Raw genomic sequence first — 26,026 nt, forward strand, 5'->3', positions numbered from 1 at the left:
GAGCTTCAGACGAGCTTCCACACTCTTCAGACGCAACACTGCAAGGAGCCGCACCTGTGAGCAGTGCCGACGACCAGACCACGACGACCAGCAGCGAGCTGCGTGCCGACATCCGCCGTCTGGGTGATCTGCTGGGTGAAGCCCTCGTCCGGCAGGAGGGCCCCGAGCTGCTGGAACTGGTCGAGAGGGTCCGCCGACTGACCCGCGAGGACGGAGAGGCCGCCGCCGAGCTGCTGCGCGGCACCGAGCTGGAGACCGCGGCCAAGCTGGTCCGCGCCTTCTCGACCTACTTCCACCTGGCGAACGTCACCGAGCAGGTGCACCGTGGCCGCGAGCTGCGCGCCAAGCGTGCCGCCGAGGGCGGTCTGCTCGCCCGTACGGCCGACCGGCTCAAGGACGCCGACCCCGAGCACCTGCGCCAGACGGTCAAGCACCTGAACGTCCGCCCGGTCTTCACCGCCCACCCGACGGAGGCCGCCCGCCGCTCGGTCCTCAACAAGCTGCGCCGGATCGCCGCCCTCCTGGAGACCCCGGTCATCGAGGCCGACCGCCGCCGCCACGACACCCGCCTGGCCGAGAACATCGACCTGGTGTGGCAGACGGACGAGCTGCGCGTCGTACGCCCCGAGCCCTCCGACGAGGCCCGCAACGCCATCTACTACCTCGACGAACTGCACGCGGGGGCCGTGGGCGACGTACTGGAGGACCTGACCGCCGAGCTGGAGCGCGTCGGTGTCGTCCTGCCGGACGACACCCGCCCGCTCACCTTCGGCACCTGGATCGGCGGCGACCGCGACGGCAACCCGAACGTCACCCCGGACGTCACCTGGGACGTCCTGATCCTCCAGCACGAGCACGGCATCAACGACGCGCTGGAGCTGATCGACGAGCTGCGGGGCTTCCTGTCGAACTCGATCCGCTACACGGGTGCCACGGAGGAGCTGCTGGAGTCCCTCCAGACCGACCTGGAGCGGCTGCCGGAGATCAGCCCCCGCTACAAGCGCCTCAACGCCGAGGAGCCCTACCGGCTCAAGGCCACCTGCATCCGGCAGAAGCTGGAGAACACCAAGCAGCGCCTCGCCAAGGGCACCCCGTACGAGCCGGGCCGCGACTTCCTGGGCACGGCCGAGCTGCTGCGCGATCTCACGCTCATCCAGACCTCGCTGCGCGAGCACCGCGGCGCCCTGTTCGCCGACGGCCGGATGAACCGTACGATCCGCACGCTCGCCGCCTTCGGCCTCCAGCTCGCCACCATGGACGTACGCGAGCACGCGGACGCCCACCACCACGCGCTCGGCCAGCTCTTCGACCGCCTCGGCGAGGAGTCGTGGCGGTATGCGGACATGCCCCGCGATTACCGGGCCAAGCTGCTCGCCAAGGAGCTGCGGTCCCGGCGGCCGCTCGCCTCGACCCCCGCGCCGCTGGACGCCGCCGGTCAGAAGACCCTCGGTGTGTTCGAGACGGTCAAGAAGGCCCTGGAGATCTTCGGGCCCGAGGTCATCGAGTCGTACATCATCTCGATGTGCCAGGGCGCCGACGACGTGTTCGCCGCCGCCGTGCTGGCCCGCGAGGCGGGGCTGCTGGACCTGCACGCCAGCTGGGCGAAGATCGGGATCGTGCCGCTGCTGGAGACGACGGACGAGCTCAAGGCCGCCGACACGATCCTGGAGGACATGCTCTCCGACCCGTCCTACCGGCGGCTGGTCGCGCTGCGCGGCGACGTCCAGGAGGTCATGCTCGGCTACTCGGACTCCTCCAAGTTCGGCGGCATCACCACCTCGCAGTGGGAGATCCACCGTGCCCAGCGGCGGCTGCGTGACGTGGCGCACCGGTACGGCGTACGGCTGCGGCTCTTCCACGGCCGCGGCGGCACCGTCGGCCGCGGTGGCGGCCCCTCGCACGACGCGATCCTCGCGCAGCCGTGGGGCACGCTGGAGGGCGAGATCAAGGTGACCGAGCAGGGCGAGGTCATCTCCGACAAGTACCTGGTGCCCTCGCTGGCCCGCGAGAACCTGGAGCTGACCGTCGCCGCCACGCTCCAGGCGTCCGCGCTGCACACCGCCCCGCGCCAGTCCGACGAGGCGCTGGCCCGCTGGGACGCGGCGATGGACGTGGTCTCGGACGCCGCGCACTCGGCGTACCGCAGGCTGGTCGAGGACCCGGACCTGCCGGCGTACTTCTTCGCCGCCACGCCCGTCGACCAGCTCGCCGACCTGCACCTCGGCTCGCGGCCCTCGCGGAGGCCGGATTCCGGCGCCGGGCTCGACGGTCTGCGGGCCATCCCGTGGGTCTTCGGCTGGACCCAGTCGCGGCAGATCGTGCCGGGCTGGTTCGGTGTCGGCTCCGGCCTGAAGGCGCTGCGCGAAGCCGGCCTGGACACGGTGCTCGACGAGATGCGCGAGCAGTGGCACTTCTTCCGCAACTTCATCTCCAACGTCGAGATGACGCTGGCCAAGACGGACCTGCGGATCGCCCGCCACTACGTCGACACCCTGGTGCCGGACGAGCTCAAGCACGTGTTCGACACGATCGAGGCCGAGCACGAGCTGACCGTCCGTGAGGTGCTCCGCGTCACCGGCGGCGAGAAGCTCCTGGACACCAACCCCGTGCTCCAGCAGACCTTTTCCATCCGCGACGCCTACCTGGACCCGATCTCCTACCTCCAGGTCGCCCTGCTCAAGCGCCAGCGCGACGAGGCGGCGGCCGGCGCCGAGCCCGACCCGCTGCTGTCGCGCGCGCTGCTGCTCACCGTCAACGGTGTGGCGGCCGGGCTGCGCAACACCGGCTGAGCGTGTGCCGGCGCCCCCGTGTTGTCGTACGTACGAGAACACGGGGGCGCCGCCGTGTATCAGCCCTGGTTCGCCTTGCGGCGGCGGAACACCAGGTAGCCGCCCGCGGCGACGAGCGCGGCCGCCGCGGCCGAGAGAGCGCCGACCGGGGCGCCGCTGCCGGTCTCGGCGAGGTCGCCGCCGCCCTGCGCGGACGGGGCGGAGGACGGGGACGCCGCTTCGGACGTGGACGAGGTCGGAGCGGCGCTCGCATCCGCGGCGCCGGTCGCGGAGGCGGACGGCGTGGCGGACGGCGTCGCCGAGCCGGACGGCGCGGTGCCGCCCTTCTCGTCGTCCGTGCAGTCCGTCCAGAACACCTTGTGCTTCGCGGAGCCGTTCTCGCCGTCGAAGTTCCAGAACAGCTTGTAGTGCCCGTCGGGCAGGGACAGGTCCGCGGTGCGGCCGTGGCCGTCGGCGTCCAGCGTGAGCGCGCCGGACTTCACGGTCTCGCCCTTGGTCGCGGCGGTCGGTGCCCAGGCCTCGATGTGCCAGTCGACCTGCTGCGTGCCGTCGAAGCCGAAGGCGTCGAGGTAGAAGGTGCAGACGTGCGGCTCGTTCTTGCGAAGCTCCTCGCCTGTGGTGGCGTCGTGGATCTTCACTGTGCCGTTGTCGCCGGGGGCGGTGGCGTGGGCGGAGGGAGCGATCAGCAGGGCTGCTGAGGCGGCGGCGACGAGGGAGCCGGCGCGGGTGAGGGTACGCATGGGCAGTCCGTCTTCGAGAGAGGGAACGGAAGGTGTGGAGGGGGCGGCTCAGCTTCCTGTTCCGCTGACAGCCGGTCAAGCCGAAGCTGGCCCCATACGCGCCCTGTGTGTCGTATCGCCCCAATGGTCACGGATAACGATCAGGGAACGCACAGATCTTCCACGAATGTGGAGACGGGCGAAGTGGTCTTTGCCCTGGTCACAGAACCAGAAACGTCGCCGTCAGCTGGGCGATCCCCACCCCCGCCATCACCCATGCCGCGCGGGTGAGCCGCAGGCCGCCCGCGACCACCACGGAGGTGAGCAGCAGCGCGCCGCCGAGCGGGACCCAGGCGTAGAGGAGGCCGGCCGGGCCGCTGCGGACGACCTTGCTGCTGCCGGGCTTGACGGTGACCGTGTACGTGCCGCCCTTCTTCACCGCGACCGACGACTCGATGGTGACGCGCGCCCGTGCCGTCGACCCCACCGACACCGGCGTGTACGGCCCCGTACAACGCTCGCCCGAGCACGCCTTCACGGTGATCGTCCCCTGTTCCCGGCCCTTGCTCAGCATCACGTGCTGGGCGGTGTCCCAGGAGGCCCAGACGCCCGCGATCAGGATCAGCGCCGCGACCGCGCTCATCGCCGCGATCCGTCCGAACCGCAGCGCGGCGTACGCGCTCTGACTGGAGGTGACGGCAGGCATGGCCGCGATCCTTGGCCATGGGGTCACTGGAAGTCAATGTTGGTCCGATCGGGAACTTCAGAGCCATCCCGCAACTTCCTTAAAATGAACGGGACATGGCAGTGAAGCCATGACGGACTTCGGACTTCGGGCTTCGGGGGAGAGCGATGAGCGCGTTGCTGTTCATTCACGGTACGGGCGTACGGCAGCCGGCCTACGGAGAGACGCTGACACTGCTGCGCGACCGGCTCGGAGCCATCGTCCCCGGCACCCCGGTGCACGACTGCTACTGGGGCGACGCCTTCGGTGTGCCGCCGAACGTGGGGACCGCGGTGCTGCCCGGCGCTCCCGTCCCCGCGCCCGAACCGGAACCCGAACCGGAACCCGTCGTGGTCGAGGAACTCGCCGAGGACGACCGGGACGCCGTGACCTGGGGTGTGCTCTACGAGGACCCGCTGGTGCCGCTCCGCCGCCAGAAGGGGGACGACGGCGGTCTCGACGACGCCGGAGGCCTGATGCTCGGCGACCGCTCGGGCAAGCGGGTCGAGGACCGCGCGCGTGCTCTCGCCGCCGGCCCCCCGGCCCCGCTGGAGCGGCTCCTCGACATCGCGGGCGCCCGCGAGGAGTTCGCCGTCGCCCTGACGACCGTCCTCGACAGCCCCGAAGGCAGCGACGCCCTCACGCACGGGCTGGGCCCCGGCCAGCTGCCCCAGGCGGTCGCCACCGCGGCCGTCGCCCAGCTCGCCGGCAGCGCCCAGCGGCGTGGCGCGCCCCTGCTGTGGACCAAGGACGAGCGCGACGAGGCCGTCCGGATCATCACCGGCGAACTCGGCGGCCAGACCCGCGGAGTGGGCTTCTTCCTGGTCCTCGGGCACGGCTACGTCGCCCACAAACTCGGCGTGATGCGCGCGCTCGAGAAGCGCCGGGCATGGCTGATGACACGCAGCCACCCCAACGCCGGCGACATCCTCAAGTACCTGGCGCGCGGCCACGGCCTGCGCACCCTCATCAAGGACCGCGTCACCGAGGTCGCCCGCACCCACGGCCCCGTCGTGCTGCTCGCGCACAGCCTCGGCGGCATCGCCGCCGTGGACCTGCTCGCCCAGGAGGAACTGCCCGGCGTACGGCATCTGGTCACCGTCGGATCGCAGGCCGCCCACCTGCACGAGATCGGCGCGCTGCCCGGCCTGGTCCCCGGCAGCCCGCTGCCCGGGCACTTCCCCGCCTGGACCAACGTGTACGACCGCCGCGACCTGCTCGGCTTCACCGCCGAACCGGTGTTCCCCGGGCGCGTGACGGACATCGAGCTGTCCAGCGGACAGCCCTTCCCTGCCGCGCACAGCGGCTACTTCCCCAACCCGGAGGTCCACCGGCTGCTCGCGGGCATCCTGCAGAGCGGCGCATGAGCCCGCAGCCGCCCCAGCTCGATCCGGAACGGACCTTCGCGCTGCTCGTCGCCGTGGAGACGTACACCCACCGGAAGATCACCGATCTCGACGGTCCCGCCCAGGACGCCCTCGGCCACGCCCAGTGGCTGCTCGACAGCGGCGTACCCGCGCGGAACATCCGGCTGTGCGTCTCCGCCATGCGCCACAACGACACCGACGTCCGCACCCGGGCCCACGCCATGGGCATCCCCGTCCTGCCCGCCACCCACGACGCGGTGTGGACGATCATCGACAAGGAGCTGCCCGAACGCCACGACGACCTGCTGTGGTTCGCCTGGAGCGGGCACGGGGCGCTCGATCCGCGCAGCGACGAACACCATCTGTTCTACGCCGACGCCGCCCCCGACCGGGAGTACACCCTCAACCTGGACAACCTCCAAAAGGCACTCCAGCACAGCACCCGCTTCCAGAACACCGGGCGCAAGGCGCTCTTCGTCGACGCCTGCCGGGGCTTCATGGCCACCGTCGGCGGCTACGCCGGCAGCCACCTCTCCGTCCCCGCCCCCGGTGAGGGAGCCCAGTCACTCCTGCTGAACATGTACGCGGTCCAGGACGGCGCCCTCGCCAACAGCGACCCGGACGGCGGGGCCTTCACCCGCGCCCTGCTCGACGAGCTGAACTCCGCCACTGCATCGGCGAGCGCCTGGCCACCGGACCTCACCCAGCTGATCGAACCGGTCCGGGCCCGCACCGCCGACCTCGCCGGCCGGCAGACCCCCCGCATCGACGCCCGCGACTGGAACGGCACCCCCTACCGATGGGACGCGCCCACCCCGCGCGCCCCCGGACTCCTCGACCACCGCGAGGCCCTGCGCAAACTCGGCCCCAAGGGCACCTACCTCAGCGGCGACACGCTCCCCTACGTCGCCCCCGACAACCCCGACGACCGCGCCCACCCCGACAACCTGCTGGCCCGGCTCGCCGACCCGCCCACCACCTCCGGATACGGCGGACCCCTGCGCGGCGTCCTGCTCACCGCACCCGCCGGCGCCGGAAAAACTCGTACCTGCCTGGAAGTTGCCCGGCGCGCCCACGAGAAGAAGTGGCAGGTACTGCACCTCGAACAGGACGCCGGACTCTCCGCCGCCGACCTGCTCGCCGAAGTCCAGGAAGAGATCAAGGCCCGGCCCGACCGGCCCCTCCTGCTGATCTTCGACTACCTCGACCAGCACCAGGGCCTCGACCTCAAAGCCCTCGTCCGCGACCTCTACACCGAGGACCAGGCCGGCGGACGCATCGCCTGCCTCGCCTCCGTGCGCCCCGGCGCCCTGCGCGACGTCCGCAAACACGGCTCCCAGGACCTCTTCGAGGAAATCGGTCTCTCCCAGGACGACGCCTACCGGGAGGCCGTCGCCGCACAGATCTTCGCCAAGGCCGCACCCCGCGCCCTCGAAGCCTGGGGCTACCCGAAGATGGCCGAGATCTGCGGAGAACGGCCCATCTTCGCCCTGCTGCACGCCCTCGCCGTGGAACAACTCGTCGGCCCCGACGGACCACCGGCCGCCCCACCCCGCCCCCGCGACCTCGTCAACTGGCTCGACCGGCGCACCCCCGAAGGCCTCGGCTCCCAGCCCGACGGAACCCCAGACCGCACCGCGCTGCTCGCCGCCACCGTCGCCGCCCTCTCCTGCGCCCAGGAGCGGCAAGCCGTCGAAGCGGCCGTCGACCGGTTCCTGGACTCCTACGCCCGCGAACCCGACGACGACGGCGAAACCATCGTCAACCATCTCGAAGCGCTCGGCTGGCTCGTGCCCACCAAGGCCGACAGCCCCGACACCATCGACACCGTCCACGACATCGTCACCGACGCCTTCCTCCAGCAGACCTGTCTGAAGGACGACGTATCCGTCCACTCCGCCACCCTGCGCAAACTCCTCGCCGCACTCCTCGGCGACCTGCGCTCCTTCCGCCGGGCCACCCGACACCTCACCCGCTGGGCCGCCGATCTCCACGAGCAGGCACAGGAACGGCTCGCGGCAGCCTGTTCACGCTGGCTGGGTGAGCACGCCGAGGCCTTCGTGGCCATGCTGCTCACCGCTCCCGAGCACGGCATGCGCCTCCTCGTGGCGATGATCTCCACCACCCCCTGGCGGCAAGGGATCACCGACAACTGGGACACCGTCATCGCCCCCTGGACGCGAGAGGTTCCCCAGCCCGCCCTCACCCGCGTCTTCCTCGCCAACGCCATCCGCAACTGCGACGACCGCCCGCCCGCCCCCCTCACGGCCGCCGCGCTGACCTGGCTGGACGAGAACGCCACCACCGACATCGACGCCGTCCACCTGATCAACAACCTGGCCCGCCCGCTGGCCGACGAGGACCGCGACCACCTCGAAGCCCGCACCCGCGACTGGCTCCAGAAGTACGGGACCACCGCTGAGGCCCGCATACGCGTCGAAGCCCTGCTCCAGGTCGACGACCACCGCCCGGCCATGGCGGAGGAGATCACCCGCACCGCCATCGCACTGGCCGAGCGATTCCCCCGCGACCTCGGCACCGAACGCCTGCTGATCCCCCTGCTGCGATCCCGCCACGTGGCCGAGGACGACTGGCGCCGTATCTCCACCGCCACACAACAGTGGCTCAAGGAACACCAGACCCGCGAACGCGCCGCGTTCGTCCTCTCCGCGGCGCTGCGCCAACGCGAGATCCCCGCCTCCGGCGCCGAGTACATCGTCCGGCTCGGCTTCGGCTGGCTCGTCGTCCACAGCCCCAAACAACTCGCCAACTACGTACTCGCCGCCATCGTCGGCCGCAACGACCTCCCCAACATCAAGCTCGTCCGCAAAGCCGCCGAGTCCGCCCACACCTGGCTTGTCGACCACGGCACACGACCGGCGGCGTCCTTCGTCCTCGCCCGGCTGCTCCACCGCGCCGGCACCGGCACCGACCCGTACGACCCGGGAAAGACCGTCGACCGCGCCCTGAAGTGGCTCGACATCAACGTCGAGAACAAACAGGCCGACTTCGTCCTGCGCGAACTCCTCCTCTGCCGGAACATCGCCACCGACGACCTGGACCCGCAGACCGTCGCCGACACCACCTTCGAACGCTCCCTGCGCTGGCTGAAGAAACACGGCACGACTGTCGACAACACCATGCTCCTCAGCCGCCTGCTCGGCCGCGGCGCGGAGATGACACGGGATCAGCGCATGCGGGGGGCCGCCATCGCGCTCGACCGGATGAGCAGACACCCGATGAGCAAGAAGTCCACGCCGGAACACGGCGGCACCGGCGTACCGCCCGAACCCGGCCACACCTACGTTCTGCGCGAACTGCTGGAACTGGAGGAACTCCCGCCCGAGCAGCGGGACCCCATCATGGAGCGCGCGGAGACCTGGATCCGCGCCCACGACAGCGGATGCGCCGACCTCTGCGAGACGACCTGCAACGCCTCCTTCGTCCTCGCCCCGTACATCCACCGCTCCCGCGTCAGCGAGGCGCCGACCGCCCTGCGCTTCGGCGTCACCCGGGCACTGACCTGGCTGGAAACCTTCGGCCTCACCGACGGGGCCAGCTACGTCCTGCGCGTCCTGCTGCGCTGCAAGGACGTCGCCACCGACGAACTCGAAGCCTCCGAGGTGGCGCGCCTCACCCTCCAGTACGTGCTGGCCTGGCTGGCGGAGCCCCAGAACCCCGAGGTGAGCATCCGCGTCCTCAACGGCCTGATTCCGCGCACCGACGAGGTGACGGACGAACAGGCGGCACAGATCGGGGGCCTGCTGCTCGACCGGCTCGAAGGACAGCGCCGGTCGGGCCCCAGCGAGCAGAACCACCTGCTGGAGTACACCCTCACGCTGCCGCCCCTGCCCGCGCCCCTCGAGGAACGCCTCATCCAGTACGCGATGGTCTGGCTCGGACCCAACGGACAGAAGGCGGACCTGGCCGAATCCTTCGTCCTCAACCGGCTCCTGCACCGGCTCAGGGAGGCCGAAGCCCCGCACGACCCCGCGATCCGGCGGGCACTGCGCTGGCTCAGGGAACTCGGCCGCACGGCGGACGCCAGTTTCGTCCTGCGCCAGCTGCTCAAGCTGCGCAACCTCCCACCGAAGTACGCCGAACGCGCCATCGGCTACGGCGAGGCCTGGCTGAGGGAAGAGCACCGCACGACCCAGGAGGCGTCCTTCGTCATCGCCCCGCTGCTCTTCCAGAAACGGCAGCTCGAGGCACCGGACCGGGGCACGGTCCAGCAGGCACTGGACTGGCTCCAGCAGCACGGGGACGGCGAGGAGGCCTGGCGCGTCATCAGGCGCCTCGCCGAATACGCCCCCTCAGCACCCCATCACACGGCCCTCCAGGACTACGCCGGGCGCTGGATCGCGGCCTACCCCGACGCCCTTGAGGAACACGCGTACCTCAACGAGGCGCTCCAGGCCACGGGAGCCACGAGTTCGGCGGGAGTCACGACTCCGAGCTGACGGAGGTCACGAGTTGTACGTCGACTGCGCCCGCTCCAGGCCCTCGATGACCAGGCTCTCCACGGCGTCCGCCGCCCGGTCCACGAAGTAGCCGAGCTCCTTGCGCTCGGTCGACGAGAAGTCCTTCAGGACGAAATCGGCGACCTGCTGACGGCCTGGAGGACGTCCGATGCCGAACCGCACCCGGTGGTAGTCCGGGCCCATCGCCTTCGTCATGGACTTCAGCCCGTTGTGGCCGTTGTCGCCGCCGCCGAGCTTGAGGCGCAGGACGCCGTAGTCGATGTCCAGCTCGTCGTGGACGGCCACGATGTTCGCCACCGGCACCTTGTAGAAGTCCCGCAGCGCGTTCACCGGGCCCCCGGACAGGTTCATGTACGACATCGGCTTGGCCAGGATCACCCGGCGGTTCGCCGGACCGGGCGGACCGATGCGCCCCTCGATCACCTGCGCCTGCGCCTTGCCGGCGCGCTTGAACTTCCCGCCGATCCGCTCCGCCAGCAGGTCGGCCACCATGAAGCCCACGTTGTGCCGGTTCATGGCGTAGTCGGGGCCGGGGTTGCCCAGGCCCACGATCAGCCAGGGCGCGTTGGCATCGGTCGTCACGTCCGTGTCTCCCATATGTCCTTGATACGCGCCAGCCGCCGCTCCTGGTGGGAGCGGCGGCTGACACAGATGAAGATTCCGGGGGGAATCAGGCCTCGGCGGCCACTTCGCCCTCACCCTCGCCCTCGGCGGCGGGCTCCTCGGCCTGGGCGGCCAGGACCTGCAGGACGACCGCGTCCTCGTCGATCGCCAGCGTGGTGCCGTTCGGGAGGGTGATGTCCTTGGCGAGGACGGAGGCACCGGCCTCCAGGCCCTCGACGGAGACGGTGACCGACTCCGGGATGTGGGTGGCCTCGGCCTCGACCGTCAGGGTGTTGAGCACGTGCTCCAGCAGGTTGCCGCCGGCGGCCAGCTCGCCCTGGGCGTGGACCGGGATCTCGACGGTGACCTTCTCGCCGCGCTTCACGAGGAGCAGGTCGACGTGCTCGAGGAAGCCCTTGATCGCGTCACGCTGGACGGCCTTCGGGATCGCCAGCTCGGTCTTGCCCTCGATGTCCAGGGAGAGCAGGACGTTCGAGGTGCGCAGGGCGAGCAGCAGCTCGTGGCCCGGCAGCGCGATGTGGACCGGGTCGGCACCGTGGCCGTAGACAACGCCGGGAACCTTGTTCTCACGGCGGATGCGGCGGGCGGCGCCCTTGCCGAACTCGGTACGGGTCTCGGCGACGAGCTTGACCTCGGACATGTTCACTCCTCGTAGATAGCTGGGGAAGGTGGTCACCCGGCCAAAACCATCGGCCTGCTACGAAGAGCGCGTCGATAACGGACCGCCGTACGCCTTTTCAAGCGGTACGGCCTCCCTCGCCGAGCAACTGTGACAGCTTACTGGGCGGGAAGGCCGTACCAGAAATCGATCTAGGGGATCGCAGTAGACCGAGGTCTACTGCTCCTCGAACAGGCTCGTCACCGAACCGTCCTCGAAGACCTCACGGACCGCGTTCGCGATCGTCGGCGCGATCGACAGCACCTTGATCTTGTCGAGCTCCAGCTCACCCGGCGTGGGCAGGGTGTCCGTGAGGACGAACTCGCTCACCTGGGAGTTCTTCAGACGGTCGGCCGCGGGGCCGGAGAGCACACCGTGCGTCGCCGTCACGATGACGTCCTCCGCACCGTGCGCGAACAGCGCGTCCGCGGCGGCGCAGATCGTGCCACCGGTGTCGATCATGTCGTCGACCAGGACACACACACGGCCCTTCACGTCACCGACGACCTCGTGGACGGTGACCTGGTTGGCGACGTCCTTGTCGCGGCGCTTGTGCACGATCGCCAGCGGGGCGTCGAGGCGGTCGCACCAGCGGTCGGCCACGCGCACCCGGCCGGCGTCGGGGGAGACGACGGTCAGCTTGTCGCGGTCGACCTTCGCGCCCACGTAGTCCGCGAGGATCGGCAGGGCGAAGAGGTGGTCGACCGGGCCGTCGAAGAAGCCCTGGATCTGGTCGGTGTGCAGGTCGACCGTGAGGATGCGGTCCGCACCCGCCGTCTTCATCAGGTCGGCGATCAGACGCGCCGAGATCGGTTCACGTCCGCGGTGCTTCTTGTCCTGCCGCGCGTAACCGTAGAAGGGCACGATCACGGTGATGCTCCGCGCCGAAGCCCGCTTCAGAGCGTCGATCATGATCAGCTGCTCCATGATCCACTTGTTGATGGGAGCCGTGTGGCTCTGCATCAGGAAGCAGTCGGCGCCGCGCGCGGACTCCTGGTAGCGGATGTAGATCTCGCCATTGGCGAAGTCGAAGGCCTTCGTCGGGACGACCCCGACACCCAGCTGGTGGGCGACCTCCTCGGCAAGTTCGGGGTGGGCGCGGCCGGAGAAGAACATCATCTTCTTCTTGCCGGTCGTCTTGATCCCGGTCACAGCACTGTCTCCTCAGAGGTGTCTCAGCTGGGCGTTGAGCCGACATCTCCACTGGGCGTGAAAGGTCGTCTCAGCTGGGGTGCGGGTGCACGGTGCGATGTGCACTTATCACGGTACGCCGTGTCAGACGTGCCCGTTTCCGGTCAGCCTTCGCCCTCCGGCTCCCGGGAAGCCGCCTCCGCCGCCTTCGCGGCCGCGCTCCCCGGACGCTTGCGGGCCACCCAACCCTCGATATTCCGCTGCTGGCCACGGGCTACGGCCAGCGAACCGGGCGGTACGTCCTTGGTGATGACCGAGCCCGCCGCGGTGTACGCGCCGTCCCCGACCGTGACAGGAGCCACAAACATGTTGTCCGCACCGGTACGGCAGTGCGACCCGATCGTGGTGTGGTGTTTGTCCTGTCCGTCGTAGTTCACGAAGACACTGGCGGCACCGATGTTGGTGTACTCGCCGATCGTCGCGTCACCGACGTACGAGAGATGGGGAACCTTGGTCCCGTCGCCGATCTTCGCGTTCTTCAGCTCGACGTACGTACCGACCTTGGCCTTCAGCCCGAGGCACGTACCGGGGCGGAGGTAGGCGTACGGGCCGACGGTGGCCTGCGGGCCGACCTCGGCGTTGTCGGCGACGGTGTTGTCGACGCGGGCGCCGGAGCCGACCTTCGTGTCCTTGAGGCGGGAGTTGGGGCCGACCTCGGCGCCCTCCGCGATGTGCGTCGCGCCCTGGAGCTGCGTCCCCGGGTGCACGATCGCGTCCTGCTCGAAGGTGACGGTGACGTCGACCCAGGTGGTGGCCGGGTCGATGACGGTCACCCCGGCGAGCATGGCCCGCGTGAGCAGCCGGTCGTTCAGGATCCGGCGGGCCTCGGCGAGCTGGACGCGGTTGTTGATGCCGGCGATCTCGTGATGGTCGGCGGCGACGGCCGCGCCGACGCGGTGCCCCGCCTCGCGCAGGATCCCGAGGACGTCGGTCAGGTACTCCTCGCCCTGGCTGTTGTCCGTACGCACCTTGCCGAGCGCGTCCGCGAGGAGCTGCCCGTCGAAGGCGAAGACCCCGGAGTTGATCTCGCGGATGGCACGCTGCGAGTCGCTGGCGTCCTTGTGCTCGACGATCGCCGTGACGGCGCCGCTCGCCCCGTCCCGCACGATGCGGCCGTAGCCGGTGGCGTCGGGGACCTCGGCGGTGAGCACGGTGACGGCGTTGCCGTCCGCGCTGTGCGTCGCGGCGAGCGTCCGCAGGGTCTCGCCGCTGAGGAGCGGGGTGTCGCCGCAGACCACGACGACGGTGCCGTCGGTCTGCTCGCCCAGCTCCTCCAGGGCCATCCGCACGGCGTGCCCGGTGCCGTTCTGCTCGGCCTGCACGGCCGTACGCACTCCGGGGTCGATCTCGGCGAGATGCGCGGTGACCTTCTCGCGGGCGTGGCCCACGACGACGACCAGGTTCTCGGGCTCCAACTCGCGCGCGGCGGCGAGTACATGGCCGACGAGGGAACGGCCACAGATGTCGTGCAGGACCTTCGGTGTGGCCGACTTCATACGGGTGCCCTCACCCGCTGCGAGGACGACGACGGCTGCCGGGCGGTTGGCGCTCACGGGGATGCCCTTCGGCTTCGGATGGCTGGGGTGTGGACATCCGCAGGATACCGGGGGGTTTCAGGGGGGAGATGAGAGCGGGTCCTGACATTGCCGTCAGGACCCGAACCGAGCATGGCTCCCCCGCCAGGACTCGAACCTGAAATACATCGTCCAAAGCGACGCGTGTTGCCGATTACACCACGGGGGATTACGGAGAGCAGCCTACGCGGTTCGCCGCTCGGCCTCCACCACGATGCCAGACCACCAGCCTTCGATGCGACGGTACAAGTCAGCTCCACCTCGCACGTCGATGCGGAGGCAGCCGTAGTAGCTCTCGTCGGTGTTCTTGCGGTTCGTGCTCGGGTTGTGCTTCTTGAGCGTGGTCTTGCGGAGATGGGCCGTCTTGATGCCGATGTGCTTCGCCCAGAACTTTTCGGCGGCTGTTACGTCGGCGGTCCGGGGGCGGCTCGCCTTCCAGGAGTCGGTTGAGGATGTCGTTGTTGTCGACGTGGAGGCGGTCGCGGATCTGGGGCGGCTGAGTCCTGCCCGCCGGAGCGCTACCGCCCGTTCCCGCAGCCCCTCGAAATCGGCGTACTTGCCATGTGTGTGTGCCATGGGCATACCGTCTGTGCGGAATGTGGAATTCCGGGGTCGAACGGTGATCGATTCAGCAGTTCGAGGGATACCGGCAGGTTTCGCTTCTGTTCGATTGCGGGGTGTGGTGTAGGCCAGTAGCCGAAACTCACCGGAAAGGGACGGGTGGCGACCGTAGGCTGGGGGCATGACCACGACGGGGGAAGAGCACACCGAGGCCGGTACCGGGCCGTGGTGGTGGGTCAGGTGGCGTAGTGCGGTGCTCGACGCGAGCCTGGCGCTGGCGTCGGCGGCCGAGTGCGCGGGTGAGGGGATCCGGTTCGCCCACGATGCGGGGTTGCCCGTTCCGGTGGGGGTGGGGTTCGGTCTTGTCGCCGGAGCCGTGTTGTTGCTGCGACGCAAGTGGCCGATCGCGGTCGTGCTCGTGTCCATCGCCATCACGCCCGCCCAGATGGGGTTCCTCATGGGGCTCGTCGGGCTGTACACCCTCGCCGCGTCCGAGCTGCCGCGGCGGATCATCGGGGCGCTGGCGGGGATGTCCTTCGCCGGGACGCTCATCGTGACGTTCGTGCGGGCGCACCAGGGTGTGGTGCGGGGCGATGTGACGATGGGGGACTGGTTCGTCCCCTTCCTTTCCATTACGACCGCTATCGGGATGACGGCTCCGCCCGTACTGCTCGGGTTGTACGTGGGCGCGCGGCGGCGGCTGATGGAGAGCTTGCGGGAGCGGGCCGATTCGCTGGAGCGGGAGCTGCAGCTGCTCGCGGAGCGGGCCGAGGAGCGGGCGGAGTGGGCGCGCAACGAGGAGCGGACGCGGATCGCTCGTGAGATGCACGACGTGGTCGCGCATCGGGTGTCGTTGATGGTGGTGCACGCGGCTGCCTTGCAGGCCGTTGCCCGGAAGGATCCCGAGAAGGCCGTGAAGAACGCGGCGCTCGTGGGAGACATGGGGCGGCAGGCGCTGACCGAGTTGCGCGAGATGCTCGGGGTGCTGCGTACGGGGGACGGTCTGCGGGCTCAGGCGCAGCCGGTGCCGGCGGTCCCGCTGGCGGCGGTGGGGGCGGCGGCCGCCGCGGCGGCGTCGCGGGCGGCGGACGATCCTGCGGACCGGCCTGCGAACGGGTCTGCGCACGGGCCCGCGGACGGGCCGTCCCTCGCCGAGCTGGACGAGCTTGTCGGGCAGTCGGCGGCTGCGGGAATGGTCGTGGAGCTGTCGGTGGAGGGCGATGTGCGGGTGTACGCGGCGGAGGTCGAGCAGACCGCGTATCGCGTCGTCCAGGAGGCGCTGACCAATGTCCACAAGCATGCGGCGGGGGCGAAGACGCATGTGCGGCTCGCCCATCGGGTGTCGGAGATCGCGATGCAGGTGGAGAACGGGTGTCCGCCTGAGGTGGGGGTGGGGGCGGCCGTGCGGTTGCCCAGTGGGGGGAATGGGTTGCTGGGGATGAAGGAGCGGGTGGCTGCGCTGGGGGGTGTGTTTGTGTCCGGGCCCACGGATGTGGGGGGGTTTCGGGTGTCGGCGGTGATCCCGGTTTTCAGCCCGTCTGGGGGTACCCCCTCTGGGGGAGTTTGAGGCCGATGCGGGGGTCTGGGGGCGGCAGCCCTCAGGTATGGGATGGGTAGGCGCGGCGGGGGCGAAGGAAGGGCTGGGGGTCAGGCGGCGGTGAGGCGGATGGGGGGGATGCCGGAGAGGAGGGTGGTGAGGGCTGTGTCGAGGGTGGGGCCTAGGTACCAGTCGCCGGTGTGGTCGAGGGTGTAGACGCGGCCCTCCACGTCGACGGCGAGGAGTGCCCGGCTATCGGCCTCCTCGCCGAGGGGGCAGATCTCCGTGTCCAGCGCGCGGCCGAGGTCGCCGAGGGTACGGGCCATGTGCAGGCCGTGCAGGGGGTCGAGGTGGAGGGTGGAAGGGGCAAGCTGCCGCCCGGGCCCGGGCGCGGTGACGCGCAGGCCCCCGAACTCCGCCCACGCTTCCACGGCCGCCGGAAACACGGCATGCCGATGCCCGGCAGGCGACACGTGTCCGCGCAGCGCGTCGGCCCAGTACTCGGCCTGCTTTATGTCCCAGCGCCCGGGCTGCCACCCCGCGGAGCGCAGCGCGGCGTCCACGGAGACGGAGAAGCGTGTGGTGGAGGAGCGGTCGGCGTGCATCTGCCCTTGGTTCGTCGAGGGTTAGGGACATCGGCGCGGGTGGGCGCCGTCGTACGTACGTATGCGGGGGGTGGTGGAGTTCAGGCGTCCGGCGCTGACGGGTCGACGATGCTCACGCCGAAGTGTTCGCTGAGCGCCGTGCAGGAGCGGCAGGGCGCGGCGAAGCTGCCGTGCAGCGGGTCGCCGTCCTCGCGGATGCGGCGGGCGGTGAGTTTGGCCTGCTTGAGGGCTCTGCGGGCCTCGCCGTTCGTCATCGGCTTGCGCGCGGCGCGCTTGCTGCGGGCCGCGTCGACGGCGGCGATGTGGCGCGAGATGAGGATCGCCTCGGCGCAGCGGCCGGTGAAACGGTCGCGCTGCGCGCTGGTGAGAGTGTCGAGGAAGTCCTGGACGAGGGGGTGCAGGGCGGGCGGCTGGTCGCCGCGCGCCGCCGTGCCGGTGAGGGTCGCGCCGCGTACGGAGAGGGCGGCGGCGACGGTGGGAAGTATTCCGTCGCGGCGGTGCAGGAGGGTGGGTGCCTGGGGACCCTCGGCGCTGCTCCAGCCGACCCGAGGATCCCCGGACGTGCTCGTATGCGTCGCGTTCATGATCGTTTTTCCCTCTCATGCATCCCCCGGTGCGGAGACAGACTGCCAAATGCCGTGGCGGGTGCGGAAGCTGGGGCGGCGCGACACGCCCGGTCTTTGTCGTACGGTCACGGCGGGGTGACGGCAGGTCACGGAACCGGAGGCCCGGTGACCGGTGTCGTACAACCGCATAGGCTGTCGACATCCACGGTCCATACCGCTCTTGAGAACGCCGCAGGGGGCAACCGCCATGACGACAGGTCGGCTCGGGCAGCAAGCCGCGCCGCCGAACGCGGCCTACGCAGGGCAGGTCGTGCATTTCCCGGACCCGGTCCGGGCCTCCCGTCACCCCAGAGGTGTACGGGTGGACGAGCGCGGCTACCCCGACTTCTCGCTCTACGCGCGTGCCGCCGCGGAGATCGCCGAGCCCCCGGAGGGTTTCGGCGTCGACGAGTTGCGGCTGACGGACTACGTCTCCGCGAACGCCGCGCTGGCCGCCACCGGTCACGAGCTGTGGGACACGATCCCGTCGGTGGCCACTCCGCACGGCTGGACCTGGCACCACGTGCCGGGCACCCGGCGGCTCGAGTTGGTTCCCGTCGAGGTCAAGGCGTTGCTGCGGCATCACGGCGGTATCGCGACGGCGGCCGTGGACCAGAACAAGCGGGGTACGCGGCCGTTGCAGGAGACGCGGCCCGCGCACTTCGGGCTGCCGAAGACGTCGCTCGCGGTGACCGAGCATCAGGTGCTGGGAGTCGAGGAAGATCTCGGCTACCGGCTGCCGGGCGCCTATCGGTCGTTCCTGAAGGCGGCGGGCGGGTGTGCGCCCGTCGGCGCCGCGCTCGATGCCGAGCTGGGTCTGCTGGTGGACCAGCCGTTCTTCACGGTGCGCGACGAGGCCGCCGTCAATGACCTGGTTTATGTCAACAAGTGTCTGCGCGACCATCTGACCAAGGACTACTTGGGTGTTGGTTTTGTGCAGGGTGGTCTGCTGGCCGTGAAGGTGAAGGGCGACGCGCTCGGTTCGGTCTGGTTCTGCGCGTACGACGATGCCCGCGACCAGGACGCATGGGCGCCGGCCGAGCGCGTACAGCGGCTGCTGCTGCCCTGCGGCGACGACTTCGACCAGTTCCTGTCCCGACTCGCCGGCAATCCGCCCGAGTTGGAGACGGTGGCGAACCTTATGGTGGACGGCGGTTTCGCGCGCGCCGTACCCGTCTCTTCAGTGCCGTCGGCGTCTTCGGCGCCGTCGGCGTCTTCCGTGGGGGAGTGAGCTTCCGATGGTGACCTTCGCGCAGGCGCAGGAGCGCGCGGAAGAGTGGATCAACGGGGATGTGGCCTCGTACCAGCATCGTGAGGTGCGGGTACGGGAGTTCGAACTCGGATTCGTGGTGTGGGCCGAGGACCGTGTCGACGGGCCGCGTTCCGACGGGGGCGCGCAGCGGCTCGTCATCGCGCGGGACAGCGGTGAGGCCACGCTGTGGCCCGGGCTGCCGGTGGGCGAGGTGATTCGCCGGTACGAGGAGGACTACGGGGTTCAGAACGCGTCCCAGGAACCGGCGCCGGCGCCTCCTGCCCGTGTCGACCTGAACCAGACGTCGTTCCTGTTGACTCCTCCGGAGTGGCTGCAGGACGCCGCGGACAAGCTGGGGATTCCGGATCGGCGGGCCGGTGCGTCCGGTGGGGCCAGTGGGTCCGATGGGGCGGGGGGTCGTCCTGCCGTTGCTGCCGGGGATGCGTCCTTGGGCGGTGGGTCCGCCAATGGGGCCTCCGTGGGCGGTGGTTCGGCTCCGGGTGCGCACGGGGCGCCTTCCGCTCCGGGTGTGCCTTCCGCGCCCGGTGGGGGCACGCCGTGGCCCGCGGCCGCGACCGCCGACGGGCCGGGCTCGGGTCCGCAGGACGCCGTGACGCCGGGTGCGCCCTCCGCGGCAACCCCATGGGCGGGGACCGACACGAACGCCGATGCCGGTGACGACCGTTCCGTACCGCTGCCGGCGACCGTGTTCGCGCCGCAGCTGACCGATGTCGGCGACGCCGACACCCCGCCGCCCGTCGCGACTCCGGACGCCAAGACCGCCCTGATGGCCGGGGGCAGCCAACTCCCGCGCACGGCGCTGGCACCCGCGGTCGACGACCCCAACTCGCCGCCGGCGTCCGGCCCCGCGCAGGGGCAGGGCGGAGTCCCGGGTACGCCGCCGCCTGGTGTGCCGCAGGGTTCGGCCGTTCCCGGTAGTACGCCGCCGCCCGGCGCGCCGGTTCAGGGTGGTCCGCAGGGCACGCCTCCTCCGGGCGCGCCCGCGTATGGGTTCCCGCAGGGTCCGGGCGGAGTCCCGAGTACGCCGCCGCCCGGCGCACCGCAGCCCCCGGGCGCCCCTGGCACGCCTCCGCCCGCCGCGCCCTCGCGCCCGCTGGCTCCCAACGCCGGTGACATCGCCGACGCCGCGACCAGCAAGGCGCAGGCGCCGCCGCGCGGGGCGCGTGGTGGTGGAGCGAGCACGCCGCCTCCGCCGAGCGCCCCCGGTGTACCGGGCGCGCGGCCGGGGAGCACGCCGCCTCCGGCATCCGGGCCCGGTGCTCCGGGCACCCCTGCGGGCGGGTACGTGCCGACGCAGCTCGTGTCGCAGCTCGGTCCTGAGGGGGCCGAGGGGCTTGCGGGCCCTGCGGGTGCGCCGCAGCCTCCGGGGGGTACGCCTCCGGGTGGTGTTCACCATGCGGCGACGATGCTGGCCGGGCCTGCGGTGGGTGGTCTTGGTGCGCCGCAGCCGCCGGGTGCTCCTGGTGTTCCCGGTGCGCCGGGTGGTCCGGGGCAGCCTGCCGCGCCTGGTGTGCCGCAGCCTCCGGGGGGTACGCCTCCGGGTGGTGTTCACCATGCGGCGACGATGCTGGCCGGGCCTGCGGTGGGTGGTCCTGGTGCGCCGCAGCCGCCGGGTGCTCCTGGTGTTCCCGGTGCGCCGGGTGGTCCGGGGCAGCCTGCCGCGCCTGGTGCGCCGCAGCCTCCGGGGGGTACGCCTCCGGGTGGTGTTCACCATGCCGCGACGATGCTGGCCGGGCCTGCGGTGGGTGGTCCTGGTGCGCCGCAGCCGCCGGGTGCCCCCGGCGCTCCCGGTGCGCCTGGTGCGCCTGGTGCGCCGCAGCCTCCGGGGGGTACGCCTCCGGGTGGTGTTCACCATGCGGCGACGATGCTGGCCGGGCCTGCGGTCGGTGGCCCCGGCGTGCCGCCGCCCCCGCAAGCCCCCGGTATGCCACCGGGCGCTCCCCAGCCGTTGCCCGGACAGCCCCTGCCGGGTCAGCCGATGCCGCCCGGTCAGCAGCCGCCGGCGTACGGCTATCCGCAGGCGGGGCAGCCGACCGTCGGCCCCGGCTATCAGGCCGTACTGCGGTTTCGCGCGCAGGACGGTTCCGAGCAGCAGCTGATCCGGCGTTCCGCGCCGGGTACGCCGCACCCGGAGTGGCAGATGCTGCACGAGTTGCGGGCGATGAACGTGCCGCCGCAGCAAGTGCTGGAGCTGCACACGGAGTTGGAGTCGTGTGAGCTGCCGGGTGCGTACTGCGCGCGGATGATCCGGGAGACGTGGCCGCAGGCGCGGATCACGAGCATCGCGCCGTACGGCACGGATCACGCGAGCCGTCAGCAGGGCATGCATCAGCTGCTCGCGCACCAAGGCGAGTTGCACCAGGTGGCGGACGGGCCGGCGCGCCCGGCGCCGGTGCGGGCGCCGATCCCGCCGGTGCAGCCCGCGCCGCCGATCCCGCCGGAGGCGGTCGGGCAGGAGCTGGCGGCGGCGTTCGGGCCGGGGGTGTTCCGGTTCGACCAGGCGGCGGTCTCCCGTCAGGGCGTGCCGAACGTCGTGGCGCACACGCTGGTGGTGGCCGGACTTCCGGTCGACATGGGCCCGTTCTTCTGGGCGCAGGCCCAGCCGGGCCGTCCGGTGCCGACGCTCGCCGAGCTGGCGCAGGAGCGCGGGGTGCAGCCGGCCTCGGACGCGGGCTCGTACCTCGTCATGGGCAGCGACTTCGGCAAGGCGATCTGTGTCCAGTACGGCACGGCGAACATCGTCGCGGTGCCTGTGGAGGCCGGTCCGGGGGGAGCCCCCGTACCGCCGCAGTTCGTGAACACCGGGCTGCCCGAGTTCGCGCGCTGCCTCGCGCTTCTCGGCCGTATGTGGCGGCTGCGCTTCGGGCTCAACCAGGAGCAGGCGGGCCGCTGGACTGTCGACTTCCAGGCCCAGCTCGCCTCCCTGGACCCGGCGGCGCTCGGCTCGCCGGAGAGCTGGTGGTCGGTGCTGCTGGAGCAGATGTGGGACGGCCTGTTGTAAGGCCGCGGACTTAGGCACGTACCGACGAGGCGCTCGACCTGTGGGATGGGTCGGGCGCCTCGTTCGTGTGGTCATCACACCGTTCCCTGACGCCCTATCAGGGAACTCCGACGCCAAATGACTCATTCCACGCCGAATGGGTGGGCGGAGTGTCGCGTTATGAACACTTCCGTGTGATCGATCAAGATATGCGCGAAATCTTCATTTCGGCAGCGTCGGTTCGCCGTTCGGTTGTGGCAGCGGAGAGGGGTCCAAGGATGAGCAGCGCACCGGTATCGCCGCACGGCTTCATGGCCGTACGGGGGCGTGGTTACCGTCCCGAGCAGGTCGACGCGTACGCCGCGGCGCTCTCGCGGGACCGCGACGCCGCCTGGGAGCGGGCCGCCCGGCTGACCGTGCTGGCCAAGGAGATGGACGCGGAGGCACAGCGGCTGCGGGACGTCGTGGCACAGCTCGCCCCGCAGACGTACGAGACGCTTGGGGAACGGGCCCGGCGGATCTTCGAACTCGGCGAGGAGGAGGCCGCGGCCGTACGCGACACCGCGCGCCGTGAGGCCCAGCGCGTCGTCGACGAGGCCGAGGCGGCGGGGCGCGCGGCGCGCGAGGCGGCGCAGGCGTACGCCGACGAGGTGCGCGCCGACGCCGAGGAACGCACCCGGCAGCGGCTCCTCGCCGCCCGCGCCGAGGCCGACGAGATGCGCATCTCCGCCCGCCGCGACATCAAGGAGAACCGCGGTGAGGCGCTCGCCGCGCTGCGTGAGATGCGGCAGCGCACGGAAGGGCTGCTCGCCGAGCAGGAGAAGGAGTTCGCCGAGCGCTGGGCGGAGGCCGAGCGCGAGGCCGCCGAGCGGGAGGCCGCGCTCGACGCACACCACCTCGAACGCGTCGCGCGCGCGGAGGCCGCGCTGTCCGATGCCAAGCGGGCCTTCACCGAGGCCGAGGAGGCCGCTCGGCAGCAGCAGGAGGATGCCGTGGCGCGTGCCGGGGAGGTGCTCGCGGAGGCGCGGGTGCGGGAGGACCGGATCGCGCGGGAGACCGAGCGGGTGCTGCGTGAGCACGGGGAGCGGTGGGATGACGTACGGGCCCATATGGACCACGTACGGTCGAGTCTTACGACGCTGACGGGGCGGGCTCCTGCGGAGTAGTGACCGGGCGTGCCTTGCCGCTCCGCGGCGCCTGTTCCGCCCGCTCCGCGGGCGCCTGCGCCTCCTCGCCGCTCCGCGGGCGCCTTGCTTCGCCGCTCCGCGGCGTTTCTCCGCCCGCTCCGCGGGCCTCTCTTCGCCGCTCCGCGGCGGGTTTCCCGCCCGCCCACCCGTCTCGGGTGGTTGGGAGGTGCCGTAATGCCGCTCGCGTCCCCGTCTCCCTCAGTCCTCCTTCCTCACCGCCCCCGCCAGAATCCACCCCTCCACCGCCTCGTACTGCCTCCTCTGCTCCTCCGCCTTCTTCCTCCCGGATGCCACCGTCCCCAGCCAGCCGTAGGCGAAGCCCAGTGGGATGGAGACGAGGCCTGTGGTGGTGAAGGGGAACCAGTTGAAGTCGGCGTCGGGGAAGGCGGAGATGGGGGAGCCGGAGACGAGATTCGTGCCCGGCATCAGCAACAGGACCGTGAGGGTGCCGCCGATGAGGGTGGCCAGGAGGCCGGTGCGGGTGTAGCGGCGCCAGAAGAGGCTGTAGACCAGTGCGGGCGCTATCGCGGAGGCGCCCAGGCAGAAGGAGAGGGTGACCAGGGGTTGCAGGCTGCGGTGCTGGACGTGGGTGGCCAGGAGGATGGCCGTTGCGCCGACCGCCAGGGCGGAGGCGCGGGCCAGGAGCATCTCGCGGCGCGGCGACAGTTCGGCGCCGGCGCGGCGGCGCAGTAGCCCGCCGTGCGCGAACACGTCGTGGGCCAGGGAGTTGGCGCAGGCCAGGATCATCCCGGCGACCGAGGCGAGGAGCGTCAGGAACAGTGCCGTGGTGACCGTGGTGAACAGGAGGGTCTCGGGCGTGGAGACGGACGGGCCGAACGCCGCGCGCGAGCCCAGCAGATACGCCGTGTTGCCCTGCGGGTCGGCGCCCGCGATCTCCGCGCGCCCGATCAGCGCCGTCGCGCCGAACCCGACGACGGTGATGACCAGTACGAACACCGCCACGCACCACACCGCCCAGGACATCGAGCGGCGCACCTGCCGGGCACTGCCCGCCGTGTACATGCGCATGGTGACGTGGGGGAGGCAGGCCACGCCGAGGACGACGGTCAGTTGTGAACTGATCATGTCCAGGCGGGGGTTGGGGCCGTCCGCGAACTGCAGGCCCGACTGGAGGAAGGCCCCTCCCACGCCGCTGTTCTCCGCCGCCGCGTCGAGCAGCGCGCCCGGGTTCCAGTCGAAGCGGTTCAGGATGAGTACGGCGATCACGGCGCCCGATCCGAGCAGCATCACGATCTTCAGGATCTGGATGAGGGCGGTGCCCTTCATGCCGCCGATCGCCGCGTAACTGATCATCAGCGCGCCGAGCCCGATGATGCACCCGGTCTTGAGGGCGTCGCTGGAGAAGCCGAGGAGGAAGGCCAGGAGGTCGCCCGTACCGGCCAGTTGGACCAGCATCATCGGCATCAGAGCTATCAGCGTCACCGCGCACGCGGTGATGCGGACCGCGCGGCCCGGCATTCTTCGCGCGAGCGCGTCTCCCATGGTGAACCGGCCCGCGTTGCGCAGCGGTTCGGCCAGCAGGAACATCAGCAGCATGAGGGAGAGGGCGCCGCTCAGGGCCAGTACGACGCCGTCGTAGCCGGCCAGCGCGATCACCCCGCCCGTGCCGAGCACGGTCGCCGCGGAGATGTAGTCCCCGGCGATGGCCAGGCCGTTGCGCATCGGCGACAGCGTTCCGTACCCCGTGTAGAACTCGTCAAGGTCGTCACGGTCGGGGCCGGTCATCACGCACAGCAGGAGCGTGACCGTGGCCACCGTCGTGAACGCCACCAGCGACATGGTCTGCGCTGAACTGCTGAACCCCGTCATCGCGTCGCCTCCCGCCTCGCGTCCAGTTCGGCGTGTTTGCGGATCCGGTCCGCGATCGGGTCGACGCGCCGGCGCGCCGTGTACTCGTACAGCCAGATCGCCAGGCAGGTGACCGGCACTTGAAGCAGCCCGAGCAGCAGCCCGGTCGACAGCCCGCCGGACACCGTGCTCGTCATCAGCGACGGCGCGAACGCGGACAGGATGAGGAAGAGGGTGAAGTAGCCGAGTGCGGTGAGCGTGGCCGTGCGCCGCTGCCAGCGGTAGGCGGTGCGCAGGATCCGCAGGTCGCGGTGGTGCCCGAGCGGGGCACGGCGTGGCTGCCGGCGCCGCTCGGGCTCGGGCTCGGGCGGCCGGGGCGCCCAGGGGTAGGTGAGGTAGGGCGGGGAGGAGTCGTGCGGTGGAGCGGGGTACGGCGGGGAGGGATATGGCGGGGAGGGGTCGGGCGGTGGAGCGGGGTACGGCGCGAACGGGTCGTAGGACATCCCGGTTCTCCTTGCGTGGCTCGGGTCCGTGGCGGCGGACCGCAGGGAGGTGGGGGGGTGAGTGAGTCACGCACGCTACCCGCACGTAACCGGGGCGTGACAGGGTTTTCCCCAAACTGGCCAGTCGGTATGCGCTTACTACGCTGACCTCGGGTGTTACCCCCGTTAACTCAGGTTTTTTGGCCCGCGCGTTGGGGCCGCTTGAGCTGAACCGGCGTCACGGACCGCCGTGGGCAGGGGTGCTTCTAGGGCCTGTCCGGCGGATCATGCCGCAGACGCGCGGCTTGGCACGCCCATCTGCGGCGTTGTCGTCGGTTGCCGACTCCCCCACGCTCGAATGCGCTCACGCGGGGGCACCCCCATCGCGTCGCCGGCCGGTGGCGCGGGCGGTCCGGCGTTCAGCAGGAGACAACGCCTAGTGGGGCATTTCTTACCACGTCGGGCGATTTCCTCGGCCACGACCGCGGTCTCGCATTCGGGCGAGAGGGCGGCTCCGCTCCAGGCGCAAGCGCCATGGGCGCGATGCCGAGCGTGGCCTGCTGGACGCCGTTGTCCTTGGGCCGGCAGTCCCGCAGGATCTTCCAGTTCTTCAGTCGGGACAGGGCGTGCTCGACGCGGGCGCGTGCTTTGCGGTGAATCTTGTTCTCGGCCTCCTGCTCGGCACTCAGGTGCTGTTGGCCTCGCCGTCTGCGGTGCGGGATGAGCAAACCGGTGCCCCGGTAGCCGCCGTCGGCGATGACCGGGGCACCGCGACAGGCCCGGTCAACGCCGGATTCGGTGAACGCCCGGCAGCGGGGGCCGATGGCCAGGCGGCGCCAAGTGAGCCTCCTTGAGCGGGG

Annotated in this window: 17 protein-coding genes, 1 tRNA gene and 2 pseudogenes; 7 read left to right on the forward strand and 13 right to left on the reverse strand. The window is 70.9% G+C overall.

The window, feature by feature from the left end; all coding sequences use genetic code 11:
- Positions 1-56 precede the first annotated feature (56 nt).
- On the forward strand, positions 57-2,789 hold the full coding sequence (gene ppc, locus C4B68_RS23525) for a phosphoenolpyruvate carboxylase (protein ID WP_099501843.1): 2,733 nt from the start codon (positions 57-59) through the stop codon (positions 2,787-2,789).
- A 59-nt stretch (positions 2,790-2,848) separates the two neighbouring features.
- On the opposite strand, the gene C4B68_RS23530 is transcribed toward ppc, so the two are convergent.
- Together C4B68_RS23530 and C4B68_RS23535 are read right to left on the reverse strand one after the other, a co-directional pair.
- Positions 2,849-3,529 carry an LPXTG cell wall anchor domain-containing protein gene (locus C4B68_RS23530; RefSeq protein WP_099501841.1) on the reverse strand — a complete coding sequence of 227 codons (681 nt, stop codon included), beginning with the start codon at positions 3,527-3,529 and terminating at the stop codon, positions 2,849-2,851.
- Between the two features lie 199 nt (positions 3,530-3,728).
- Entirely contained in the window at positions 3,729-4,214 is a 486-nt protein-coding gene (locus C4B68_RS23535; protein ID WP_099501839.1) for a hypothetical protein, read from the reverse strand.
- Positions 4,215-4,360: 146 nt separating this feature from the next.
- On the opposite strand from C4B68_RS23535, the gene C4B68_RS23540 reads away from it, so the two are divergent.
- Together C4B68_RS23540 and C4B68_RS23545 are read left to right on the forward strand one after the other, a co-directional pair.
- Positions 4,361-5,599 (forward strand): lipase family protein, encoded by a 1,239-nt coding sequence (locus C4B68_RS23540; protein ID WP_099501837.1) that lies wholly within the window; start codon positions 4,361-4,363, stop codon positions 5,597-5,599.
- The gene (locus C4B68_RS23545) at positions 5,596-10,059 is read left to right on the forward strand and encodes a caspase family protein (RefSeq protein WP_099501835.1); all 4,464 of its coding nucleotides are present in this window, start codon (positions 5,596-5,598) and stop codon (positions 10,057-10,059) included. Before C4B68_RS23540 ends, C4B68_RS23545 begins: the two co-directional genes overlap by 4 nt.
- Before the next feature lie 6 nt (positions 10,060-10,065).
- On the opposite strand, the gene pth is transcribed toward C4B68_RS23545, so the two are convergent.
- The 6 genes and pseudogenes from pth to C4B68_RS23575 form a co-directional block, all read right to left on the reverse strand.
- Positions 10,066-10,677: an aminoacyl-tRNA hydrolase gene (pth, locus tag C4B68_RS23550; RefSeq protein WP_099501834.1), complete on the reverse strand. Its 612-nt coding sequence runs from the start codon at positions 10,675-10,677 to the stop codon at positions 10,066-10,068.
- A 73-nt stretch (positions 10,678-10,750) separates the two neighbouring features.
- Complete coding sequence (locus C4B68_RS23555; protein ID WP_099501832.1) at positions 10,751-11,344, reverse strand: 50S ribosomal protein L25/general stress protein Ctc; 594 nt, start codon at positions 11,342-11,344, stop codon at positions 10,751-10,753.
- Positions 11,345-11,539: 195 nt separating this feature from the next.
- Entirely contained in the window at positions 11,540-12,514 is a 975-nt protein-coding gene (locus C4B68_RS23560) for a ribose-phosphate diphosphokinase (protein ID WP_099501831.1), read from the reverse strand.
- A gap of 143 nt (positions 12,515-12,657) precedes the next feature.
- Positions 12,658-14,106, reverse strand: a complete 1,449-nt coding sequence (gene glmU, locus C4B68_RS23565; protein WP_099501829.1) for a bifunctional UDP-N-acetylglucosamine diphosphorylase/glucosamine-1-phosphate N-acetyltransferase GlmU — start codon at positions 14,104-14,106, stop codon at positions 12,658-12,660.
- A gap of 115 nt (positions 14,107-14,221) precedes the next feature.
- A tRNA-Gln gene (locus tag C4B68_RS23570) sits at positions 14,222-14,296 on the reverse strand.
- A gap of 14 nt (positions 14,297-14,310) precedes the next feature.
- Positions 14,311-14,703, reverse strand: a pseudogene (locus tag C4B68_RS23575) (hypothetical protein).
- Between the two features lie 166 nt (positions 14,704-14,869).
- On the opposite strand from C4B68_RS23575, the gene C4B68_RS23580 reads away from it, so the two are divergent.
- Complete coding sequence (locus C4B68_RS23580) at positions 14,870-16,255, forward strand: sensor histidine kinase (RefSeq protein ID WP_099501827.1); 1,386 nt, start codon at positions 14,870-14,872, stop codon at positions 16,253-16,255.
- A gap of 80 nt (positions 16,256-16,335) precedes the next feature.
- On the opposite strand, the gene C4B68_RS23585 is transcribed toward C4B68_RS23580, so the two are convergent.
- Both C4B68_RS23585 and C4B68_RS23590 read right to left on the reverse strand, forming a co-directional pair.
- On the reverse strand, positions 16,336-16,830 hold the full coding sequence (locus C4B68_RS23585; RefSeq protein ID WP_099501826.1) for an SUKH-3 domain-containing protein: 495 nt from the start codon (positions 16,828-16,830) through the stop codon (positions 16,336-16,338).
- 80 nt (positions 16,831-16,910) lie between these two features.
- A complete protein-coding gene (locus tag C4B68_RS23590) occupies positions 16,911-17,414 on the reverse strand; it encodes a YwqJ-related putative deaminase (protein ID WP_099501824.1) in 504 nt (167 codons plus the stop codon).
- A gap of 229 nt (positions 17,415-17,643) precedes the next feature.
- Here C4B68_RS23590 and C4B68_RS23595 point away from each other — a divergent pair, with 229 nt between their 5' ends.
- The 3 genes from C4B68_RS23595 to C4B68_RS23605 all read left to right on the forward strand — a co-directional run bounded on the left by C4B68_RS23595 (position 17,644) and on the right by C4B68_RS23605 (position 22,854).
- A complete protein-coding gene (locus tag C4B68_RS23595) occupies positions 17,644-18,666 on the forward strand; it encodes an SMI1/KNR4 family protein (RefSeq protein ID WP_099501822.1) in 1,023 nt (340 codons plus the stop codon).
- Positions 18,667-18,673: 7 nt separating this feature from the next.
- Positions 18,674-21,709, forward strand: a complete 3,036-nt coding sequence (locus tag C4B68_RS23600) for an SUKH-4 family immunity protein (RefSeq protein WP_099501821.1) — start codon at positions 18,674-18,676, stop codon at positions 21,707-21,709.
- A gap of 257 nt (positions 21,710-21,966) precedes the next feature.
- Entirely contained in the window at positions 21,967-22,854 is an 888-nt protein-coding gene (locus C4B68_RS23605) for a coiled-coil domain-containing protein (RefSeq protein WP_099501819.1), read from the forward strand.
- A gap of 219 nt (positions 22,855-23,073) precedes the next feature.
- Here the strand turns inward: C4B68_RS23605 and C4B68_RS23610 are convergent, their stop codons facing one another.
- The 3 genes and pseudogenes from C4B68_RS23610 to C4B68_RS23620 form a co-directional block, all read right to left on the reverse strand.
- Complete coding sequence (locus tag C4B68_RS23610) at positions 23,074-24,705, reverse strand: sodium/solute symporter (protein WP_099501817.1); 1,632 nt, start codon at positions 24,703-24,705, stop codon at positions 23,074-23,076.
- Positions 24,702-25,187, reverse strand: coding sequence for a DUF485 domain-containing protein (locus C4B68_RS23615; protein WP_099501815.1), 486 nt, complete (start codon positions 25,185-25,187; stop codon positions 24,702-24,704). Before C4B68_RS23615 ends, C4B68_RS23610 begins: the two co-directional genes overlap by 4 nt.
- 518 nt (positions 25,188-25,705) lie before the next feature.
- Positions 25,706-25,978: pseudogene (locus C4B68_RS23620) on the reverse strand (transposase family protein); the annotation flags it as partial.
- Between the last annotated feature and the right edge of the window lie 48 nt (positions 25,979-26,026).

Origin of the sequence: Streptomyces dengpaensis (genome assembly GCF_002946835.1) — a bacterium.
In the GTDB taxonomy this organism is placed as follows: Bacteria; Actinomycetota; Actinomycetes; order Streptomycetales; family Streptomycetaceae; genus Streptomyces; species Streptomyces dengpaensis.

What these genes read in the sequence shown, in the direction of transcription:
- C4B68_RS23595 (WP_099501822.1), top strand. Translation starts at nt 17,644, where the DNA reads ATGACGACAGGTCGGCTCGGGCAGCAAGCCGCGCCGCCGAACGCGGCC.
- C4B68_RS23615 (WP_099501815.1), bottom strand. Translation starts at nt 25,187, where the DNA reads ATGTCCTACGACCCGTTCGCGCCGTACCCCGCTCCACCGCCCGACCCC.
- C4B68_RS23610 (WP_099501817.1), bottom strand. Translation starts at nt 24,705, where the DNA reads ATGACGGGGTTCAGCAGTTCAGCGCAGACCATGTCGCTGGTGGCGTTC.
- C4B68_RS23535 (WP_099501839.1), bottom strand. Translation starts at nt 4,214, where the DNA reads ATGCCTGCCGTCACCTCCAGTCAGAGCGCGTACGCCGCGCTGCGGTTC.
- C4B68_RS23545 (WP_099501835.1), top strand. Translation starts at nt 5,596, where the DNA reads ATGAGCCCGCAGCCGCCCCAGCTCGATCCGGAACGGACCTTCGCGCTG.
- C4B68_RS23605 (WP_099501819.1), top strand. Translation starts at nt 21,967, where the DNA reads ATGAGCAGCGCACCGGTATCGCCGCACGGCTTCATGGCCGTACGGGGG.
- C4B68_RS23540 (WP_099501837.1), top strand. Translation starts at nt 4,361, where the DNA reads ATGAGCGCGTTGCTGTTCATTCACGGTACGGGCGTACGGCAGCCGGCC.
- C4B68_RS23590 (WP_099501824.1), bottom strand. Translation starts at nt 17,414, where the DNA reads ATGAACGCGACGCATACGAGCACGTCCGGGGATCCTCGGGTCGGCTGG.
- C4B68_RS23580 (WP_099501827.1), top strand. Translation starts at nt 14,870, where the DNA reads ATGACCACGACGGGGGAAGAGCACACCGAGGCCGGTACCGGGCCGTGG.
- C4B68_RS23555 (WP_099501832.1), bottom strand. Translation starts at nt 11,344, where the DNA reads ATGTCCGAGGTCAAGCTCGTCGCCGAGACCCGTACCGAGTTCGGCAAG.
- C4B68_RS23530 (WP_099501841.1), bottom strand. Translation starts at nt 3,529, where the DNA reads ATGCGTACCCTCACCCGCGCCGGCTCCCTCGTCGCCGCCGCCTCAGCA.
- pth (WP_099501834.1), bottom strand. Translation starts at nt 10,677, where the DNA reads ATGGGAGACACGGACGTGACGACCGATGCCAACGCGCCCTGGCTGATC.
- C4B68_RS23585 (WP_099501826.1), bottom strand. Translation starts at nt 16,830, where the DNA reads ATGCACGCCGACCGCTCCTCCACCACACGCTTCTCCGTCTCCGTGGAC.
- C4B68_RS23600 (WP_099501821.1), top strand. Translation starts at nt 18,674, where the DNA reads ATGGTGACCTTCGCGCAGGCGCAGGAGCGCGCGGAAGAGTGGATCAAC.